The 19,965-nt window shown below is 63.5% G+C and carries 21 protein-coding genes; 7 read left to right on the forward strand and 14 right to left on the reverse strand.

Annotated elements, in window-relative coordinates; translation table 11 throughout:
• Positions 1-3: 3 nt before the first annotated feature.
• The 14 genes from RAK07_RS04315 to kdsA all read right to left on the reverse strand — a co-directional run bounded on the left by RAK07_RS04315 (position 4) and on the right by kdsA (position 11,197).
• Complete coding sequence (locus tag RAK07_RS04315) at positions 4-1,512, reverse strand: sensor histidine kinase (RefSeq protein ID WP_305731610.1); 1,509 nt, start codon at positions 1,510-1,512, stop codon at positions 4-6.
• Positions 1,513-1,515: 3 nt separating this feature from the next.
• Positions 1,516-2,292 carry a prepilin peptidase gene (locus RAK07_RS04320; RefSeq protein WP_305731611.1) on the reverse strand — a complete coding sequence of 259 codons (777 nt, stop codon included), beginning with the start codon at positions 2,290-2,292 and terminating at the stop codon, positions 1,516-1,518.
• Between the two features lie 2 nt (positions 2,293-2,294).
• On the reverse strand, positions 2,295-2,561 hold the full coding sequence (locus tag RAK07_RS04325; RefSeq protein ID WP_305731612.1) for an HPr family phosphocarrier protein: 267 nt from the start codon (positions 2,559-2,561) through the stop codon (positions 2,295-2,297).
• An 88-nt stretch (positions 2,562-2,649) separates the two neighbouring features.
• A complete protein-coding gene (locus RAK07_RS04330; RefSeq protein WP_305731613.1) occupies positions 2,650-3,045 on the reverse strand; it encodes a PTS sugar transporter subunit IIA in 396 nt (131 codons plus the stop codon).
• A 7-nt stretch (positions 3,046-3,052) separates the two neighbouring features.
• Entirely contained in the window at positions 3,053-3,910 is an 858-nt protein-coding gene (gene rapZ, locus RAK07_RS04335) for an RNase adapter RapZ (RefSeq protein ID WP_305731614.1), read from the reverse strand.
• Positions 3,911-3,913: 3 nt separating this feature from the next.
• Positions 3,914-4,873, reverse strand: coding sequence for an HPr(Ser) kinase/phosphatase (gene hprK, locus RAK07_RS04340; RefSeq protein WP_305731615.1), 960 nt, complete (start codon positions 4,871-4,873; stop codon positions 3,914-3,916).
• 50 nt (positions 4,874-4,923) lie between these two features.
• Entirely contained in the window at positions 4,924-5,469 is a 546-nt protein-coding gene (gene hpf / locus RAK07_RS04345) for a ribosome hibernation-promoting factor, HPF/YfiA family (RefSeq protein ID WP_305731616.1), read from the reverse strand.
• A 42-nt stretch (positions 5,470-5,511) separates the two neighbouring features.
• Positions 5,512-6,960, reverse strand: coding sequence for an RNA polymerase factor sigma-54 (rpoN, locus tag RAK07_RS04350; RefSeq protein WP_305731617.1), 1,449 nt, complete (start codon positions 6,958-6,960; stop codon positions 5,512-5,514).
• 18 nt (positions 6,961-6,978) lie between these two features.
• Entirely contained in the window at positions 6,979-7,716 is a 738-nt protein-coding gene (lptB, locus tag RAK07_RS04355; RefSeq protein WP_305731618.1) for an LPS export ABC transporter ATP-binding protein, read from the reverse strand.
• The gene (lptA, locus tag RAK07_RS04360) at positions 7,700-8,236 is read right to left on the reverse strand and encodes a lipopolysaccharide transport periplasmic protein LptA (protein WP_305731619.1); all 537 of its coding nucleotides are present in this window, start codon (positions 8,234-8,236) and stop codon (positions 7,700-7,702) included. The genes lptB and lptA overlap by 17 nt, the downstream gene beginning before the upstream one ends.
• Complete coding sequence (gene lptC, locus RAK07_RS04365) at positions 8,223-8,804, reverse strand: LPS export ABC transporter periplasmic protein LptC (RefSeq protein WP_305731620.1); 582 nt, start codon at positions 8,802-8,804, stop codon at positions 8,223-8,225. Before lptC ends, lptA begins: the two co-directional genes overlap by 14 nt.
• 85 nt (positions 8,805-8,889) lie before the next feature.
• Positions 8,890-9,408 carry a KdsC family phosphatase gene (locus RAK07_RS04370; RefSeq protein ID WP_305731621.1) on the reverse strand — a complete coding sequence of 173 codons (519 nt, stop codon included), beginning with the start codon at positions 9,406-9,408 and terminating at the stop codon, positions 8,890-8,892.
• Positions 9,405-10,373, reverse strand: a complete 969-nt coding sequence (locus tag RAK07_RS04375; protein WP_305731622.1) for a KpsF/GutQ family sugar-phosphate isomerase — start codon at positions 10,371-10,373, stop codon at positions 9,405-9,407. The genes RAK07_RS04370 and RAK07_RS04375 overlap by 4 nt, the downstream gene beginning before the upstream one ends.
• Before the next feature lie 2 nt (positions 10,374-10,375).
• Positions 10,376-11,197 (reverse strand): 3-deoxy-8-phosphooctulonate synthase, encoded by an 822-nt coding sequence (gene kdsA, locus RAK07_RS04380; protein WP_305731623.1) that lies wholly within the window; start codon positions 11,195-11,197, stop codon positions 10,376-10,378.
• A gap of 191 nt (positions 11,198-11,388) precedes the next feature.
• Here kdsA and RAK07_RS04385 point away from each other — a divergent pair, with 191 nt between their 5' ends.
• From RAK07_RS04385 to RAK07_RS04415, 7 genes are all read left to right on the forward strand, one after another.
• Complete coding sequence (locus RAK07_RS04385) at positions 11,389-11,697, forward strand: hypothetical protein (RefSeq protein WP_305731624.1); 309 nt, start codon at positions 11,389-11,391, stop codon at positions 11,695-11,697.
• A gap of 176 nt (positions 11,698-11,873) precedes the next feature.
• A complete protein-coding gene (locus tag RAK07_RS04390) occupies positions 11,874-13,637 on the forward strand; it encodes a cation:proton antiporter (protein ID WP_305731625.1) in 1,764 nt (587 codons plus the stop codon).
• An 86-nt stretch (positions 13,638-13,723) separates the two neighbouring features.
• Positions 13,724-14,224, forward strand: a complete 501-nt coding sequence (locus RAK07_RS04395; protein WP_305731626.1) for a universal stress protein — start codon at positions 13,724-13,726, stop codon at positions 14,222-14,224.
• A gap of 103 nt (positions 14,225-14,327) precedes the next feature.
• Positions 14,328-17,027 carry a preprotein translocase subunit SecA gene (secA, locus tag RAK07_RS04400; protein ID WP_305731627.1) on the forward strand — a complete coding sequence of 900 codons (2,700 nt, stop codon included), beginning with the start codon at positions 14,328-14,330 and terminating at the stop codon, positions 17,025-17,027.
• 117 nt (positions 17,028-17,144) lie between these two features.
• Entirely contained in the window at positions 17,145-18,317 is a 1,173-nt protein-coding gene (argJ, locus tag RAK07_RS04405; RefSeq protein ID WP_305731628.1) for a bifunctional glutamate N-acetyltransferase/amino-acid acetyltransferase ArgJ, read from the forward strand.
• 26 nt (positions 18,318-18,343) lie between these two features.
• A complete protein-coding gene (locus RAK07_RS04410; protein ID WP_305731629.1) occupies positions 18,344-18,739 on the forward strand; it encodes a DUF2914 domain-containing protein in 396 nt (131 codons plus the stop codon).
• Between the two features lie 4 nt (positions 18,740-18,743).
• Positions 18,744-19,928 carry a serine hydrolase domain-containing protein gene (locus RAK07_RS04415; protein ID WP_305731630.1) on the forward strand — a complete coding sequence of 395 codons (1,185 nt, stop codon included), beginning with the start codon at positions 18,744-18,746 and terminating at the stop codon, positions 19,926-19,928.
• The last annotated feature ends 37 nt before the right edge of the window (positions 19,929-19,965 follow it).

Genomic DNA, 19,965 nt, shown 5'->3' on the forward strand with positions numbered 1-19,965 from the left:
GTCTCACTCCCCCGTTGCCTCCCGGCATCCGGTTCCCCGCTCCGGCAGCCAGAGGGTGAAGCAGCTTCCGTTTCCCGGTTGGCTGCGTACCGTGATCCTGCCGCCCAGTCCCTGGGCGATGCCGGTCGAGATGGCCAGTCCCAGGCCGGTGCCCCGTCCCGGTTCCTTGGTGGTGAAAAAGGGATCGAATATCCGCTCCAGCAGCTGCGGCGGGATGCCGGCGCCGGAATCGGCAACTTCGATCCGTACCCCTTGACCGAGGGCCGCCGATTCAACCGAGACTCGCAGGGTACCGCCTTCCGGCATGGCGTCGTGGGCGTTGATCAGCAGGTTGATCAGTACCTGCTGGACCTGGTGCGGGTCGAGAAATATGCGGGGCAGGGATGCGCCGTGGCGCACATCGACCCGGCATTGCTTGAACATCCCCTGGTGCTGCAGTAACTCCACCGTCCGTCCGGCGAGCTCTCCCGCATCGATCTCTTCGCAGGCAGGGCTGCGGGGGCGGGCGTATTCCAGCAGTCCCCGCACGATCCGGTCGATCCGGTCGCAACCGTCCAGGATTCTGCGGTGGTAGTCGGCCTGGGGGCTGTCCGGAGCGGCCTCAGCCGCAAGAATTTCGGCGTAGCCCATGATCGAGGCCAGGGGCGAGCCGATTTCGTGGGCCGTGCCGGCGGCCAGTAAGCCAACGGAGGCCATCTTTTCGGCCCGTACCGCCTCCTCCCGGGCCAGTTCCAGTTCACGGTTGGCCTGTTCCAGCGCGGCAACGTGGGAGGATACCTCCTGCTGTTTCTGCAGCAGGGCCGCCGACATCTCATTGAAGGATGCGGCCAGGCGAGCCAGTTCGCTGGTGCCGGACAGGGCCACCCGGTGGCCATAGACCCCGCCGATGATCCGTTCCGTTGCTGCCAGCAGACGGTTCACCGGATTCACCACGATGCGGGAGAGGATGAAGGCTCCCAGCCCCAGGAGCAGGATGAAATCAAGGACGAAATAGGAGGCGAAGAGGCGGCGGGTACGGCTTAACCGCTGCTGTTCGTCAGCCAGGGAAAGCATCAGGCCGGCGCGGCCCGCCACTTGTCCCTCACGAAGTACCAGAGCGGAACGGACCAGGGCATTGCCATCGGGCAGCATGCCGGCCTCTTCGGCCTGGCGCCCCGGCAGCAGCAGCGGCTGGTACAGGTCGCTTCCCTCCTTGCCCACGGTGTAGATCACCTTGCCGCCGCTGTCCAGCAGGGTCAGGCGGACCAGGGAGCGCTCCTCGGCCAGCTTTGCCGCGTAGAGCGCCGCCGGCGCGTCAAGGGGCAGCATCCCCTCGGGAAAGGTGGGCAGGCGGTCCGGCAACTGGTTGACGAAGGTGGAGAGCAGCATCCGGCCGTGTTCGGATTTTTGAGCGTAGAGGTCGTTTTCAGCGGTTTTCAGGGCGAAGAGACTGAAGAGAAACCAGGTGAGCAGCAGCAGGCCGGCCAGCGAGGTCAGGATGCAGAAGGTCAGGCTGGGCCGCCAGGCGGGCATGGCTCACCTCCCCAGGTGCAGGTACCAGGAGATCAGTTGCGGACCGAAGAAGAGGTAGAGAATGGCGCCCGCCACCAGGTAGGGACCGAACGGGATGGCCAGATGCCGATCCCGACCCTGCAGGGCCATCAGGGAGAGTCCCACCAGCGAGCCGACCAGGGAGGAGACGAAGATGACGAAGGGGATCGCCTTCAGCCCCAGGAAGGCACCGATCATGGCCAGCAGCTTGGCATCCCCTCCGCCCATGCCCTCGCGGCCGGTCAACCAGAGGTAGCCGTAGAAGACCAGGGCCAACGAGCCCCAGCCGACGAGAATCCCCAGCAGCGAGGAGCGCCAGGACGGTTCGGGCAGGATGAAAGAGCAGAGCAGACCGATGGCGATTCCCGGCAGGGTGATTTCGTCGGGAATGATCTGGTGATCGAAGTCGATGAAGGTGACCACGAGCAGGGAAGCGCACAGGAGGAACAGTACGGCAAAGGAGAGGGTGAGGCCGAACTTGCGGAAGAGCAGCAGGCAGAGCAGACCGGTCAGCAGCTCCACCAGGGGGTAGCGGATCGAGAAGGGGGCGGCGCAGGAACGGCACCGTCCCCGCAGCAGCACCCAGGACAGGATTGGGATGTTGTCGAACCAGCGTACCGGCGTGCCGCAGGCCATGCAGCGGGAGCCGGGGCTCACCACCGACTGTTCCAGCGGCATCCGGTAGATGCAGACGTTGAGAAACGATCCGGTAACGGCACCCAGAACGAACGCCGCCACTGCCGCAACCAGCGGAAACTCCATCCCTATTGCTCTCCAAAGCCATCCGTGATCAGGGCGCCGATGGCGGCCATGGCTTCGGCTTCATCGCTCCCCTCCACGGACAGACGGACCCTGGTTCCCTTGGCGGCGGCCAGCATCATGATCCCCATGATGCTTTTGCCGTTCACTTCGATCCCCTCCCGGGCCAGCTTGACGTCCGACTGAAATCTGCTGGCGGTTTTGACGAACAGTGCCGAGGCCCGCGCGTGGAGCCCCAGTTTGTTGACGATCTCGAATTCCTGCTGCAGCATGAAGCCATCCCTTCAAAGAACGTGGCGGACGGAGTGCCCGTCCGCTGTGCGTGTCAGCCCTCGTTGATGCGGGCGTGCGACCAGCGGGTTACCGTTTCAGAAACTCGCCGGCCGACAGGATACTTTCCCGGCCGGATTTGAGCAGCGATGCCGTCAGTTCCTCCAAGGACTGACGTTCCCGGCGACTGCAGAACTCCACCAGCATCGGCAGGTTGACGCCGGTGACCACCTCCACTTTCCCTTCGGCGAGAAAGGAGAGGGCGGTGTTGGAAGGAGTGCCGCCGAACATGTCGGTCATGATCACGGCGCCATCGCCCCCCACCCGGTCCAGCGCCTCGCCGATCCGTTGCAGCAGACCGTCGGGCGGGTCGTCGGGGTGCAGCCCCACCGCCTCGCACAGCGGAATTTCGCCGGTGATCATGGTTGTCGATGCGATCAGTTCCCGGGCCAGTCCTGCATGGGTTGCCACCACCAGTCCGATCATAGCCTTTTTACCCCTTTTCCATGTCTCGATGACTGATCCGTACCTCGAAGCCGGCGTTCGTCATCTGTTCGGCCAGCACTTCCACCAGGGCGACGGAGCGATGGCGTCCGCCAGTACAGCCCACGGCGATGGTGAGATAACTTTTCCCCTCGCGCCGATAGGACGGGAGGAGAAACTCCAGCAAGGAACCGAACCGTTTCAGAAATTCCGCGGTTTCCGGCTGACCGCAGACGTACTCCCTGACCTGCGGTTCGCGGCCGCTGTGGGGACGTAATTCCGGAATGAAGTGGGGGTTGGGCAGGAAACGGACATCCATCACCAGGTTGGCGTCCAGCGGGACACCATAGCGGAAACCGAAGGAAATCAGTTCCACGGCGAAACGGCTGCTTCCTTCCTCACCCCTGACCAAGCGGATGACCCGGTCACGCAACTGATGCACGTTGAACTCGGAGGTGTCGATGATGCTGGTGGCGTGCTGTCGCAGCAGCGCCAGCCGCTCCCGTTCGATTCTGATCCCCTCCGGTACCGTACAATGCTCGTCGGCCGGGTGACGCCGCCGTGTTTCCGAGAACCGCCGGATCAGTACTTCGTCGCTGGCGTCCAGGAAGATGACGTCCACCTGGTGGCCGGCGGCGCGCAGATCGCTGAAGGTTTCCACGATCCCCTTGGCAAGCTCCCGCCCCCGGATGTCGGTGACCAGCACGGTCCCCTTGAACTGCTCGCCGGATTTTTCGATCAACTCCACAAACTGGCGGAAGAGCCGCACCGGCAGGTTGTCGATGCAGTAGAAGCCTTCGTCTTCCAGCGCCTTGACCACCGTGGATTTTCCCGACCCCGACATGCCGGTAATCACCAGAACGCGCATTGTCTACTCCACCTCGTCGCCCAGGGGACGGCTCTCCATGCGGGCCAGCAGACGGGCCTGGAAATCCCGTGCCGAGTGATACCCCATCCCCTTGAGCAGGAAGTTGCGGGCGGCCACCTCGATGATGGCGCCCAGGTTGCGACCGGGCCGCACCGGGATGGTCAGGTGGGGCAGCTCCACCCCCAGGATGCTGACGGTATGATCGTCAACCCCCAGCCGATCATACTCCTGATTCGGATTCCACTCCACCAGTTCCACCATCAGGTCGACGATCTTCTTTTCGCGGATTGAGGAAACGCCGTAGAGGTCCTTGATGTTGATGATGCCGAGGCCCCGGATCTCCATCAGGTACTGAATCTGCTCCACCGGTTGCCCCACCAGGGCTGCCGGCATTTTCTTCTTGATGAAGACCATGTCGTCGGACACCAGGCGGTGCCCCCTGATGATCAGTTCCAGAGCGCATTCGCTTTTGCCGATGCCGCTCTTGCCGGTCAACAGCACTCCGACTCCCAGCACATCCACCAGCACACCGTGCAGATGGGTGGTGGGCAGGAGCCGCTCCTCCAGGAACTTGGTGACGAGCGAAATGAAAGTGGAGGACTGATGGTTGGTGCCCAGCACCGGAATTCCCTGCTCCCCGGTTGCTTCCAGAAAGAAGGGAGGAGGAACCAACCCCTTGGTGACGATGAAGCAGGAAATGGGGAAACGGCAGAGGGCGCGGGCGTTTTCCCGGAGCAGTTCCTCGTCCAACTGGTTCAGGTAGGAAATCTCCGTATTGCCCAGGATCTGGATCCGGTCGGGATGCAGGTGGCTGGTATAGCCGGTCAGGGCCAGCCCCGGTTTCTGGAGGCGGGACGAGGTGACCCGGTGATCCAGGCCGGCCGTGCCGGAAATCAGGCTCAGGTCCAGTCCGTATTCGTCGTCGTCCAGCAGATCCTGTATGGAGAGGCTGATGGTATCCATGGCTACCGAAGGCCTGCGCGGCGGCCGGGGCCGCCGCGCAGGCACGGGGTCTAGCTCCGCTGGGGCTCGATCAGGCCGAAGTTACCGTCCTTACGGCGGTAGAGCACGTTGATCTCGCCGGAACGCGCATCGCTGAACACCAGGAAATCCTTGTGCAGCAGATCCATCTGCATGACCGCCTCTTCAACCGCCATCGGCTTGGCGGTTTCGGTCTTGGTGGTGATCACCACCGGCTCCGGCTGCGCCTCCAGGCTTTCAGCCTGCAGGATCTTCTTGGAAACGGTACGGCCATTGCCGTTGGCACCCGGCTTGTGATCCTTCAGCTTTTCCTTGTAGCGCTTCAACTGGCGCTCGATCTTGTCCAGCACCATGTCCACGGCGGCGTACATGTCGCTGGTGGCTTCCGATGCCTTGGTGGTGATGCCGCGAGCGTTGATGACGATTTCGACGATGTGACGGATTTTTTCAACCGTGAAATACACCTGGGCAGTGATCGGCTCGTCAATGTACTTGGTGACCCGCTCCAGCTTCTCCTCGGCGTAGGCTTTCAGCGCCTCGCTCTGCTCCATATGCCGAAAGGTTGTGATGACTTGCATGATGTTTTCCTCCTGTGGGTAGTTGCCTCTGGAAAGAGTATATCAGAAATGACGCCGGCGCTCAGACGAGGAGCCGATGCGCATCATTTCACGGTATTTGGTCACGGTGCGGCGGGCGATGTTCACCGTTTCACCGGACAGTATCTCGGCAATCCGCTGGTCCGAGAGCGGTTTTTTGGGGTCCTCGCGGTCGATGATCTCCTTGATCCGGCTCTTCACGCTTTCCGAGGAGACGTCATCACCGCCGCCGGAGGTGGACAGTCCGCTGTTGAAGAAATACTTGAGCTCGAACAGTCCCTGGGGGGTTTGCATGTACTTGTTGGTGGTAACCCGGCTGATGGTGGATTCGTGCATGCCGATATCCTCGGCCACGTCGCGCAGCACCAGCGGACGCAACCCCTCCACGCCGCGCTCCAGAAACTCCCACTGGAACTTGACGATGCTCTTGGCCACCCGGAAGATGGTGCGCTGCCGCTGCTGGATGCTCTTGATCAGCCACTGGGCCGCCCGCATCTTGTCGCCGACGTACTCGTCCACCTTGGCGTCGAAACTGCCGCCGCTGCGCGCCTCCAGATAGTAGGGGGAAAGCCGCAGGTTGGGTAACCCTTCCTCGTTCAGCATGACCACGTAGTCGTCCCCCACCTTGTGCACGAAGATGTCCGGCGAAATGTACTGGGCATCGTCGCTGCCGTACACCCGGCCGGGGTGGGGGTCAAAGCCGGCAATGACGCGAGTGGCGGCGATCACCTGTTCGATATCGACCCGCAGCGCCCGGGCGATCTGGCGATAGTTGCGGGATTCCAGATCCTTCAGGTGGTTGAGCAGGATCGACTCCACCACGCTGCCGGCCATCCCCAGGGAGCGGGCCTGCAAGAGCAGGCATTCCTGCAGGGAGCGGGCAGCCACGCCCACCGGATCGAACTCCTGGACACGGGCCAGTACCTGCTCCACGAAACAATCGTCCACGCCGCAGGAGTGGGCGGTTTCGGCAACTGTGGCACAGAAGAGGCCGTCGTCGTCGATGTTGCCGATGATTTCCTCGGCCACCCGCACCTCGTTGTCGGAAAAATGTCCCATGCGCAGTTGCCAGAGCAGGTGGTCGGCCAGGGTGCCGCGTCGGGTCAGCAGATTTTCAAAGGAGGGGCGCTCCTCGTCATCGCCCCCCTGTTCACCCATGGAGTAGTTGTAGCCATCCAGGTAGCTGTCCCAGTCGCGCAGGGTCTCCTCGCCGGCGGCCACTTCACTGAAGGTCTCGTCCGGTTTGGGTGGCCCGCTTTCTTCAACGTCGGCGTGGTCGGCGGACGGTTCGGCACCGTCGAACTCTTCAGCCTCCGCCGTCTCCTCCAGGATCGGATTTTCCTCCAGCTCCCGGCTGACCACCTCCTGGAGCTCGTTGCGGGTCATCTGCAGCAGCTTGATGGCCTGCTGCAACTGGGGGGTCATCACCAGTTGCTGGGTCATCCTGATCTGTTGCCGCATCTCCATTGCCATGCTCTGCTCCCGTTCCAGCTACAGCCTGAACGCTTCGCCCAGGTAAATTTCCCGGGCACGTCTGCTTTCGGCGATTTCTGCCGGCGTGCCGAACTCCAGTACCTCGCCTGCGCTGACAATGTAAGCCGCATCACAGACGCCGAGCGTTTCCCGCACATTGTGGTCCGAGATCAGTACGCCGATATTGCGGGCCTTGAGCGAAGTGATCAGATGCTGGATGTCGGCCACGGCGATCGGATCGATGCCGGCGAACGGTTCGTCCAGCAGGATGAAGGCCGGGGAGGTGATCAGGGCCCGGGCGATCTCCACCCGCCGTCGCTCGCCGCCGGAGAGAGCGTAGCCCATGGTGTCGGCCACGTGGGCGATGCCGAACTCCTCCAGCAATTCCTGGGCCCGGTGCCGCTGCAGCTCCCGGTCCTCCTCGACGGTTTCAAGGATTGCCAGCAGGTTGTCCCGCACGGACAGCTTGCGGAAGACCGAGGCTTCCTGGGGCAGGTAGCTGATTCCCCGTCTGGCCCGCAGGTGCATCGGAAAGGTGGTGATATCCTCGTCATCCAGGTATACCGCACCGCCTTCGGGGCGGGTCAGCCCCACCACCATGTAAAAGGTGGTGGTCTTGCCGGCGCCGTTGGGGCCCAAGAGGCCGATCACCTGACCGGTGGCAAGGGACAGGCTCACCCCCGAAACCACGGTCCGCTTGCCGTAGCTCTTGCAGAGTCCCTCGGCCCTGAGCCGCCGTTCAGCGTTTGCTGCCATCATCGCTTTTCCGCGGGGCGGAGCCCGCCTTGGGATGGATCACCGCCTCGACCCGTCCCGAGCCGCCGCCATCCACCACGCTGCGTTCGTCGTCGATATGGTAGGTGATCACGTTGCCGGTGATCGAGTCGTTGCCGCGGGTTACCCGCGGATTGACGGTGAGGGTGATCCTGCCTGCCCTGGTCTCGTAGACGGCATGGCCGCCGGTGCCGATCCGGTCGCTCTGCACGATCCGTACATTGCCGACGGCAATGATCCGGTCCACCTCCTCGGACTGCTCGCCGTAATAGATTTCCAGGCGGTCGGCGTAGATGGTCACATCCTGCTGGCGGGAAACCACCCGGCCGCTGAAGATGGCTTTCTTGCCCTTGTTGTCGGCCTGCAGATGGTCGGCCGTGACCGTGATCGGCATCTGCGAACGGTCCGTGCGGCCGGACGGCTCTGCCGCCGACGCGGAGAAGGCCGGCAGCAGCGCCAAAACGGCGACGAGCAGGCGAATCAGCAGGTCAACGTTGTACATGGTATCCCTCGATCACTGAATGTACCTGACGGCGAAACCGGATCTGCTCGTCCTTCAGGATCAGTTCCATCCCCACCGCCGTCAGGGTCAGGCGACCATCGGTCACCCGAACCGGCCGGTCCGTGCTGACCACCCCCCGGGCGGGCCGGTATTCCAGGTGGTCGGTTTCAAGTACCATCCCCCGGCGGGTAACGATACGGACCCGTCCGTCCATCTGTACGGTCCGGTTCGGTTCGTCGTACAGACCGGTCTGCGAGGTGAGCAGCGCCCCTCCCGCCGCACCCTCGTGGATTTCGGTCCGCACCAGGTGCAGACGGACCCGACCGGTTTCCTTGTCGTACTCCGCCCGCTCCGCGGTCAGGTCCCAGAGCTTCTCGTTGCCCCGCATCTCCGAAAAGGAGGCGCGGGACATGGCCATGTCGATGTCGGGGGAACTGTTCCGGGGAGGTGCGTCGGGCGGGACCGAACGGAACTGCTTCAGGGCGACCGTTCCCGCGATGGCCGCGCTGATACCCAGAATAACCGCTGCCAGAATCTGTCTGATCCGCTTGGACGCCGCCGTTGACATGAAAAACACTATAGCATCGGGGCGAGCGGCTGTCCAGACGTTAGCAGGCGGAAGGCAGGTAGTTGGCACAAAGATTGTATGAGTTTCACAGATCGTAGCGCCGGACAACCAGTTCTTCCCAGGCACCACGTCCTTTCAGCAGCAGATCGCACAGCTCCCGCACCGCCCCCATGCCGCCGCCGCAGCCCGACACAAAGGCTGCCGCCGCCCGTACTTCCGGCAGGGCGTCGCAGGGGGCGGCGGCAAACGCAACCCGACGCATCACCGGCACGTCGATGACGTCGTCCCCCATGTAGGCCACCTGGTGGTCCGCCAGGCCGGTACGCCGCAGCATGTCCGCATAACTTTCCAGCTTCTGCAGCGATCCCTGGTAGACCAGTTCTATCCCCAGTTCCCGTGCTCGCAGGTCCACCACCGGCGAGGTACGGCCGCTGATGATCCCCACCTGGATGCCGGCCCGCTGCACCAGCTTGATGCCGTGGCCGTCCTTGACGTTGAAGAACTTGGTCTCCACCCCGTTGGCGTCCCAGACGATCCGGCCGTCGGTCATGACGCCGTCCACATCCAGGATCAGCAGCTCGATATGTTTGAGTTTCTCCATCATGCGATGCCCGCCTTGAGGAGATCGTGCAGGTGGAGGACGCCGCAGGGGACGGCATCCGTGTCGTTGTCGAACACGAACAGCGAGGTGATGGCGTGACGCTCCATCAGCTGCAGGGCCGCGGCGGCCAGTTCCTGACGCCGGATCCGCTTCGGGCCCCGCCGCATCAGGCTGCCGGCCGTGGTCTGCAGAATATCCTCACCCCGTTCCAGGGAGCGGCGCAAGTCGCCGTCGGTGATGACCCCCAGCAGCCGGCCGGTGTCGTCGGTCACCCCGGTCACCCCCAGCCCCTTGGCGGTGATGACGAACAGCGCCTCCTTCATCGGGGTCGCCTCGTACACCAGCGGGATGGCGTCTCCCCGGTGCATCAGATCCTCCACCCGCAGGAGCAGCTTCTTGCCCAGGGCGCCGCCGGGGTGGAACAGGGCGAAGTCCTCGGCCTGGAAGCCCCGTTCCACCAGCAGGGCCACGGCCAGGGCATCTCCCATGGCCAGGGTGGCGGTGGTGGAGGAGGTGGGGGCCAGTCCCAGGGGACAGGCCTCTTCGGCAACCGATACATCCAGGTGAATATCGGCGGTCCGGGCCAGGGTGGAGTCGGGTCTGCCGCTGAGCGCGACCAGGCTGGCGCCGAGCCGCTTCACCACCGGCAGAATGCGCAGTAGTTCATCGGTCTCGCCGCTGTTGGAAATGGCAATCACCACATCCCCCTTCATGATCATCCCCAGGTCGCCGTGGATCCCCTCGGCGGGATGGAGAAAGAAGGCCGGCGTACCGGTGGAGGCCATGGTGGAAGCGATCTTCTGGCCAATCAGCCCCGACTTGCCCATGCCGCTCACCACCACCCGTCCCGGGCTGGCCAGGATCAGCCGCACCGCCTGTTCAAACGAGCTGTCGAGCCGGTGCGTCAGGGCGGCCACGGCCCGGGCCTCGGCGTCGATTACCTTGCGCGCCTCGTCGAGAATTCCCATGGTCAGCTCCGGGCCACGGCGTCGATGGCCTGCAGCTTCTTGAGCAGTGCCGGCAGCTCCGCCAGTGGTATGGAGTTGGGGCCGTCGCAGCGGGCCACGGCCGGATCCTCATGCACCTCCATGAAGATGCCGTCGATGCCGGTGGCCACGGCGGCGCGGGAGAGGTACTCAACGAACTCCCGCTGGCCGCCGGAGCTGTCCCCCTGGCCGCCCGGAAGCTGGACGCTGTGGGTGGCGTCAAAGACCACCGGGTAGCCGAAAGCCCTCATCACCGGCAGGGAACGCATGTCCACCACCAGGTTGTTGTAGCCGAAGGAGGCACCCCGCTCGGTGAGGATGATATTCTCGTTACCGGCGGCGGCGACCTTGCCCACCACGTTCTTCATGTCCCAGGGGGCCAGGAACTGCCCCTTCTTGACGTTCACCGTCTTGCCGGTGCGGGCTGCGGCCGTCACCAGGTCGGTCTGGCGGCAGAGAAAAGCAGGAATCTGCAGCACGTCCAGCACCTGGGCCGCCGGCGCCACCTGCTCAATGGAGTGGATGTCGGACAGCACCGGAATCCCCAGGGAGTCGCGGACTTTCTGCAGGATACGCAGTCCCTCGTCCAGGCCGGGACCGCGGAAGGCGGCAGCCGAGGTGCGGTTGGCCTTGTCGTAGGATGCCTTGAACACCAGCGGCAGGGAAAGGCCGTTGCAGATGGTCATGAGCCGTTCCGCATGGCGCAGGGTGGCTGATTCGTCTTCGATGACACAGGGGCCGGCGATCAGCACCAGGGGACGGCCGCCGCCGATCTTCACGGCTCCGATGGAAAGTTCTTTGGTCATGGGGTAGGTCTCCGATGAAAAAGACCCCGCAGTTCCCGCGGGGCAGGCTTTCTTACTACCACGTTGGCCGCCCGTTTGACAAGCTCCCCGTTGCAAGGAATCCTGATTGCTTACTTGTAAAGTGGGCTGAATTGCGTTAGGTTTTTCCTGTGAAACCGTCGGGGAATGCATACGAGGGAAGGGACGCCTGCATGGTGCCGCTGCTTCTTGCGCTCCTTGTGCTGATTCTGGCGCAGGGGGCCAGTGTTCCCCCGCTTGTCCTTGATGACGAACACGCCGGTTTCAAGAATGCTTCGCAGTACCTCCGGCCCGTTGTCAAAGGGCAGGGGGCGTTCCGCCATCTTTCCGCCGCCAAGCCCTCCTTCAGTGCCGATCTTTACGACACGGTTCCCTGTCGTTTCAGGGATACCGACAGTGGCGTCCCCGGTCCGTTCCGGCAGCCGGACGTCCCGCCTGCCGCTCCCGTGGCCGCCGTCCCTGCCCGGGCTCCTCCTGCGTAATCCTTTCAGGCATCGCCAGTGATGACGCGTGCCTTCCCTCAGCCGTCCCTTGGTTGTTCGGGAGCGCTGTCGGAGGCACTCCAGCTTCGTTCACGTCCGTCGCGACTGCGACGGTGCGTGTGACAACCATCCGGCTGCTTGGGGATACCGGGCAGCGGGAGCTAGATAGGAGGCCCATGCACGACCTCGGTTTGATCATGACTATAACCGGCGGTTTTACCGCCGCCCTGTTGTTCGGTTACCTGACCCAGCGCCTGGGGATGTCGCCCATCGTCGGCTACCTGTTGGCCGGCATCGCCGTCGGAAGCCACACCCCGGGCTTTGTCGCCGACCGTCATATGGCGGAGCAGTTCGCCGAAATCGGCGTTATTCTGCTCATGTTCGGCGTTGGCCTGCAGTTTCATGCCAAGGAGCTGCTGGAAGTGCGGCGGGTGGCCATACCGGGCGCCATTTTCCAGAGCGCCGTGGCCACCGTGCTCTGCTGTCTGGTGGCGCGGCTTTTGGGTTGGAGCTGGTCCGCCGGCATCGTGTTCGGTTTTGCCGTGTCGGTGGCCAGTACGGTGGTGCTGCTGCGGGTGCTGGTGGACAACAACGAGCTGCACACCCCCACCGGTCACATCGCCGTGGGGTGGCTGGTGGTGGAGGATATCTTCACCGTATTCATGATGGTGGTGCTGCCGGTGCTGTTCGGCGCCGGTGCGGCCGCCTCGGGCGGTCTGGCCGCGGCGGTGGGGCTCTCCACCCTCAAGATCGCCGCCCTGGTACTGCTGACCTTTCTGGCCGGCGGGCGGCTGATTCCCTGGCTGCTGGAGCGGGTGGCCGTTACCCGCTCGCGGGAACTGTTCACCTTGACCGTGCTGGTGCTGGCACTGGGGATCGCGGTGGGTTCCGCGGTGCTGTTCGGCGTCTCCATGGCCCTGGGAGCCTTTCTGGCCGGCATGGTGGTGCGACAGTCCGATTTCAGCTTCCGGGCCGCTTCCGAGGCGTTGCCGATGCGGGACGCCTTTGCCGTGCTCTTCTTCGTATCGGTGGGAATGCTCTTCGATCCGGCCCACCTGTTACGGGAGCCGGTACTGGTGGGAGCCACCCTGGCCATCATCCTGCTGGGCAAGCCGCTGGCGGCCCTGATCATCGTGCTGGTGCTGGGCTACTCCCCCCGGGTCGCCCTGTCCGTTGCCGTGGCCCTGGCGCAGATCGGCGAATTTTCCTTCATCCTGGCCACGGTGGGAAGCCAGTTGGGGGTGCTGGGGGAAGTGGGGTCCCAGACCCTGGTGGCGGCCTCCATCATCTCCATCAGTTTGAACCCCCTGCTCTACAAGCTGATCGGTCCGGTGGAAAACCGGTTCAAGCATTTCCGCTTCTGGCAGCTGCTGGAGCAGCGGGCCCGCCGCACCGTCGCGACCGCCCAGGGGGGCGGGGAGGTGCTGCCGCCGGTTTCCCGCGACCGCGCCATCGTGATCGGCTACGGCCCCACCGGGCGGATGCTGGTCCGCCTGCTGGGGGAGAACGGTATCGAACCGGTGGTGGTAGAGCTGAATCTTGCCACGGTGCGGCGTTTGAAAAAGGAAGGGGTCGGCGTTATCTACGGTGACGCAACCCTGCAGGATACCTTGAACAATGCAGGAGTGGAGTCCGCAGCCTTTCTGATTCTCACCTCCGCCGGCATGCAGGGGAGCGAAGAGGTCATCCGGGTGGCGCGGGGTATGAATCCCGGCCTGCGCATCATCGCCCGTTCCACCTATCTGCGGGACATGTCGGCCCTGCGCCGGGCCGGTGCCGACACCATCTTCTCCGGCGAGGGAGAGATCGCGCTGAATATGACCGAGCATATCATGCGCACGCTGGGGGCCACCGACGAACAGCTGGACCGCGAGCGGGAGCGGATCCGGACCGAACTGTCCGGCGGTAACGTCATGGAAGAAGGGCGCCAGGCGGCCTGACCCGGCCCCGGCTCCCTTTCGTCGCCCGGAACCGCCGGGGGGATCACGAATACAACAAATACATTTTTTCACGAGGGTATGCCGATATGAGAATTCTGCTTGCCATTGACGGTTCACCGTGCAGCAAGGTAGCGGTTGAAGAGGTACGACGACGGCCCTGGCCCGAGGGAAGCGAGGTGCGGCTTTTGACCGTGCGCTCCCCGATCGAGGCGATGTTGTTGCAGGAAGCATCCCATCTGCCGATGCCGGGAGAACTGATTTTCAAACAGAGCGGCTGGCGGGAGGTGGACTTCATGAACGATGCCCTTGCACGTCTCGAGTCCTCCGTTGCCGGCCTGAGGGTGACGCCGATACTGCTGGAGGGGAGGGCCAAAGACGTCATCCTTGACGATGCCGAGCAGTGGGGAGCCGATCTGATCGTGGTCGGTTCCCACGGCTATGGTATCGTGCGGCACTTTCTGCTCGGCTCCGTGTCGCTGGCGGTGGCACTCAACGCCCCCTGCTCCGTTGAAATCGTGCGGAGCCGGGATGACCGTCCCCGGGGAGACGTCCCCGTGACAGCCACGGGAGGGGGGGAACCTGGGTGAATACCGGGCCGGGGGGGTGAAGAGCCTCCCCGTTTCTTGGGTTGAGGCTCCACCGGTTTCATGCTAGGATTCATCGCTTTCAACTACAGACGGGAGATTCTTGATGATCAGTAGTTTCGTGAAGAAAATAATCGGCAGCAAGAATGACCGGGTCCTGAAGAAACTCTGGCCGGTGGTGGCGCGGATCAATGCCCTCGAAGCAACGGTACAGGCCCTTTCCGACCAGCAGTTGCGGGACAAAACCGCGGAGTTCAAGGAGCGCTACGGCCGGGGGGAGTCCCTGGACTCGCTGCTGCCCGAGGCTTTTGCCGTCTGCCGTGAGGCAGGCAGGCGGGTGTTGGGGATGCGTCATTTCGACGTGCAGTTGATCGGCGGTATGGTGCTGCATTCCGGCAAAATCTCCGAAATGAAAACCGGTGAAGGCAAGACCCTGGTAGCTACGCTGCCGGCCTACCTGAACGCCATCTCCGGCAAGGGGGTCCACGTGGTCACGGTCAACGACTACCTGGCCCGGCGGGACGCGGAATGGATGGGACAACTGTACGGTTTTCTGGGGCTCCGCGTGGGGATCATCGTTCACGGTCTGGACGACAGTCAGCGGCGGGCCGCCTATGCCGCCGACATCACCTACGGCACCAACAACGAGTTCGGCTTCGACTATCTGCGGGACAACATGAAATTCTCCCTGGAGGATTACGTGCAGCGGGGCTTCAACTTCGCCATCGTTGACGAGGTGGACTCCATCCTGATCGACGAGGCCCGTACGCCGCTGATCATCTCCGGTCCCACCGAGGATTCCACCGACAAGTACTACATCGTCAACCGGATCATCCCGCTGCTTGAGAAAGGGGAGGTGAAGGAAGAGGAGGCCAACACCCTTTCCGGCAAGCGCAAGACCTACACCGGCGACTACACCATCGACGAGAAGGCCAAGAACGCCACCCTCACCGAGCAGGGGGTGGCCAAGGTGGAGCAGTTGCTCAAGGTGGAAAACCTGTACGACCCGCGCAATATCGAAACCCTGCACCATGTCCAGCAGGCGCTGCGGGCCCACACCATGTACCGCCGGGACGTGGAGTACGTGGTGAAGGACGGCGAGGTGATCATCGTCGATGAGTTCACCGGCCGTCTGATGCCGGGACGGCGCTGGTCCGACGGCCTGCACCAGGCGGTGGAGGCCAAGGAAGGGGTACGGATCGAGAGCGAAAACCAGACGCTTGCCACCATCACCTTTCAGAACTATTTCCGGATGTACGCCAAGCTGTCCGGCATGACCGGTACCGCCGACACCGAGGCGGAGGAATTCCACAAAATCTACAAGCTGGACGTGGTGGTGATTCCCACCAACCGGCCGCTCCTGCGTCCCGATTACCCGGACGTGATCTACAAGACCGAGCGGGAGAAGTTCGACGCCGTCATCGCCGACATCAAGGAGCACTACGAAAAAGGGCAGCCCTGCCTGGTGGGCACCATCTCCATTGAGAAGTCGGAAGTGCTCTCCGAGCTGCTGCGCAAGCAGGGAGTCCCCCACTACGTGCTCAACGCCAAACAGCACGAGCGGGAAGCCGAGATCGTGGCCCAGGCCGGACGCAAGGGGGCCATCACCATTGCCACCAACATGGCGGGCCGCGGTACCGACATCCTGCTGGGGGGGAACCCGGAGGGGCTGCTCAAGCAGTGGCGCCTGGAGAACCCCGATGCCGACGAGGCGGCGTGCGCGGCGAAGCTGGCCGAGTTCAAGGAACGCTGCAAGGGCGAGCACGACGCGGTGGTGGCCCTGGGGGGGCTGCATATCATCGGTACCGAACGCCACGAGTCGCGGCGGATCGACAACCAGTTGCGGGGCCGTTCCGGCCGCCAGGGGGACCCCGGGTCCTCCCGTTTCTACCTGTCGCTGGAAGACGACCTGCTGCGCATCTTCGGTTCGGAGCGGGTCTCCAAAATCATGGACTTCCTCAAGATCGAGGAGGGAGAGGCGATCACCCACGGCATGATCACCAAGTCCATCGAGAACGCCCAGAAGAAGGTGGAGGCCCACAACTTCGAGATCCGGAAACACCTGATCGATTACGACGACGTCATGAACAAGCAGCGGGAGGTGATCTACACCCAGCGCCGCGAGATTCTGGCCGGTCAGGATATCCGGGAGAGCTTCCTGGAGATGCTGGACGAAACCATCGGCGACATCGTCAATGCCTATGCCTACGAGAAGGATGCGCCGCTGGACTGGGACTGGGAAGCCCTTTCCGAGACGGTCATGCGCTGTTTCGCCCTGCAGCTCGACCTCTCCAAGGAGATGATCGCCCGGATGAATGCCGACGGCCTGCGCCACCTGTTGCAGGAACAGGCCCAGAGCATTGTGGCCCGCCGCGCCGCGGAGATGGGGGACGAGCTGTTCGACCACCTGATCCGGGTGGTGATGCTGCAGGCCATCGACGTGCACTGGAAGGATCACCTGCTGAACATCGACCACCTGAAAGAGGGGATCGGCCTGCGGGGCTACGGCCAGAAGGATCCCAAGCAGGAGTACAAGAAGGAAGCCTACCAGCTGTTCATGGAGATGATCATCCGCATCCGCGAGGAGACGGTGGAGCGGGTCTTCTGGGTGCAGATCGAAAGCGAAGAGGATGTGGAGGAGCTGGAAGAGGAACAGCTGGAAAAGAGCCGCAAGCTGCTGCAGAACCTCACCGACACCGACGTGACCACTGCTTCGGCTCCGGCAAAAAGCACCAAGAGCGCCGGCCGCAACGATCCGTGTCCCTGCGGGAGCGGCAAAAAGTATAAGAAGTGCTGTGGAAAATAGAGGAATAGCACGCGGATGGCGCGGATTGAACGGCGATTATCGCGGATTTTTCCGGAAAAGTAATCAGTGTCAATCCGCCTGCATCCGTGTTATCCGCATGCCATTGCTTTTGCGAGGTTGAACATGCCGAAAGGTTTTCAATTTTCCGCTGTTGAGGCGGCCATCAAGAAGCCGGGTCGCAAGGACTTGGCCCTGATCTGGTCCGAGGTGCCGGCCACGGCGGCAGCGGTCTTCACCACCAACGCGGTCAAGGCGGCGCCGGTTGTGCTGTCGCAGGAACGGATCGTCGGCGGTCGCTGCCAGGCCCTGGTGGTGAACAGCGGCAACGCCAACGCCTGTACCGGTGCCCAAGGAATGGCCGATGCCCGCGAGACCACCCGCATTCTGGCGCAGGAGCTGGGGATCGCCGAGGAGTTGATCCAGGTCTGCTCCACCGGCGTCATCGGTCAGCCGTTGCCGATGGAGCGGCTGACCGCCGCCCTGCCGCCCCTGGCCGCCGGTCGGGGAAGCGCTACACTGGACGATCTGGCCGGCGCCATCATGACCACCGACACCTTCCCCAAGACCGCGATGCGGCAGGGGGCGGGCTACGCCATCGCCGGCATTGCCAAAGGGGCCGGCATGATCATGCCCAACATGGCCACCATGCTCTCCTTTGTCATGACCGACGCCGCCGTTGAGCCGGCCTTCCTCGCCGCCTGCTTCCGCGGGGCGGTGGAGCGCTCCTTCAACGCCGTCACCGTGGACGGCGATACCTCCACCAACGACACCTGCCTGATCATGGCCAACGGTGCAGCGGGCACTCCAGCCATCGCCGCCGGCACACCCCAGGCTGCCGAGTTTACCCGGTTGCTGGAAGAGGTGCTGCTGGACCTTGCCAAGCTGATCGTGAAGGATGGGGAGGGAGCCACCAAATTCGTCGAAATCCGGGTCAGCGGCGCAGTGAGCGACGCCGACGCCAAACGGGCCGCTCTGGCGGTGGCCAATTCCTGCCTTGTGAAGACCGCCTTCTACGGTCAGGACGCCAACTGGGGCCGGATCTTCGCCGCGGTGGGCTACTCCGGTGCACAGGTGAACCCGGATCGACTGGCCCTCTGGTTCGACGACGTCCAGATGGCGAAGGACGGCGTCTTCGCCGGCGGTGATGCTGAAGAACGGGGGAGCGCGGTGCTGCGCGGGAAAGAGTTTTGCGTCAGCGTCGACCTGGGAGTGGGGACGGGGAGCGCCACCGTGTTCACCTGCGACCTTTCCCACGATTACGTCAGCATCAACGCCGATTATCGTACCTGACTCCACTGAACCCAAGGGAGACCGTCATGAAAACGATTTCCGCGATGCTGCTTGCCCTGCTGCTGCTGACGCCCGCTGCTCCCGCGTTCGCCCTGACCCTGAAGGTGGCGGAGGCGGCGGTCACCACCAAGGTATCCAAGGGCAAGCCGATCGATTCGGTACATCGCATCTCCTACCGGACGGTCAAGGCACTCTACTTTTTTACCCGTACCGTGCTGGACGAAGCTGGCGAGACCCGGATCACGCACCGCTGGCTTCGAGACGGCACCCTGGTCAAGGAAACCACTCTGCCGGTCAAGGCCCGGCGTTGGCGCGCGTACAGCAGCCTGCCGGTTGATGCCGGCAGTGTGGGGCAGTGGCGGGTGGAATTGCTGGATGAGGGAGGGAAGCTGATCAAAACTCTGGAGTTCAAGGTGCACTGACCTGATGATGCCGTTCCGCTGTTTGTTCCGCATCCTGCAGCTGTTGACCGTTTCAGTCGTTTTTTACCTGGTATCCGCGACAACGGGAGCAGCCGCTGAAGTCGATCCCCTGGCCGAAGCCGACCGTCGGGCAGCCCTGGAGTTCATGCTGCAGGACGCCATCAACCGCCGTCTGATCAGCGGTGCGGTGGTGCTGATCGGCGACCGCCACGGCGTCCTCTACGAGCATGCCGCCGGCCGGGCCGGTTTTGAAGCCGACGCCCAGCCCCTGACCACCGACACCATGTTCGATGTTGCCTCCCTGACCAAGGCCGTGGCGACCGCCACGGCCGTTGTCAGTCTGATCGACCAGGGGCGCTTCACCCTGCTGGACCCCATTTCCGCCTGGTTTCCCGAACTGGAAGGACGGGAGATCACCATCCTGCAGTTGCTGACCCACACTTCCGGCCTCCACGACCGGGACCTTGACCGTTACGATCCCCTGGGAAGCGTCCTGCGCACCGCCGCCCTGTCGGCCGGGAACCAGCCGCCGGGCAGCAGGTTTCTCTATGCCGATATCAACTTCATCCTGCTGGGGGAGCTGGTCAGGCGTGAAACCGGCCTCTCCCTGGACCGTTATTGCCAGGAAGCCATCTTCCGGCCGCTGGGAATGCACCGTACCGGCTTTAACCCCACTCCCGGCCTGCGGATCGCCGCAACCCTGGGGGGCAGCGGCAGCATCACCGGCGTGGTGCAGGACTATAACGCCCGCAAGCTGGGAGGGGTTGCCGGCCATGCGGGCCTCTTCAGCACCGCCCGTGATCTGGGAAAATACGCCCGCATGCTGCTGAACCACGGACAACTGGACGGTGCCGCCATTCTGTCCCCACAGGCGGTGGCCCAGATGACCGCCCCCTATTTTTTCGGTAACGGCCGGATCGTGCGCGGCCTGGGCTGGGACCGGGAATCTCCCTACTCTTCGCCGCGGGGGATGCTCTTCTCCAACACCTCCTACGGCCATACCGGCTACAGCGGCTCCTCCATCTGGGTCGATCCCAAGGCGGGGCTGTACGTGGTGCTGCTCACCACCCGGATCAACTACCAGAACAAGCAGCGCTTCAACCGGCTGCGCAGCAATATCTCCACCCTTGGCGCGGCGGTCTTCAGCGGGGAGGGAGTGCTGCAAAAGCCTGAAAAGACGCAACCTTGACAGCCTCTACCCGCTATGGTACCGTTTGCGGGCTTGT

It is taken from the genome of Trichlorobacter ammonificans, from assembly GCF_933509905.1.
GTDB lineage: Bacteria > Desulfobacterota > Desulfuromonadia > Geobacterales > Pseudopelobacteraceae > Trichlorobacter > Trichlorobacter ammonificans.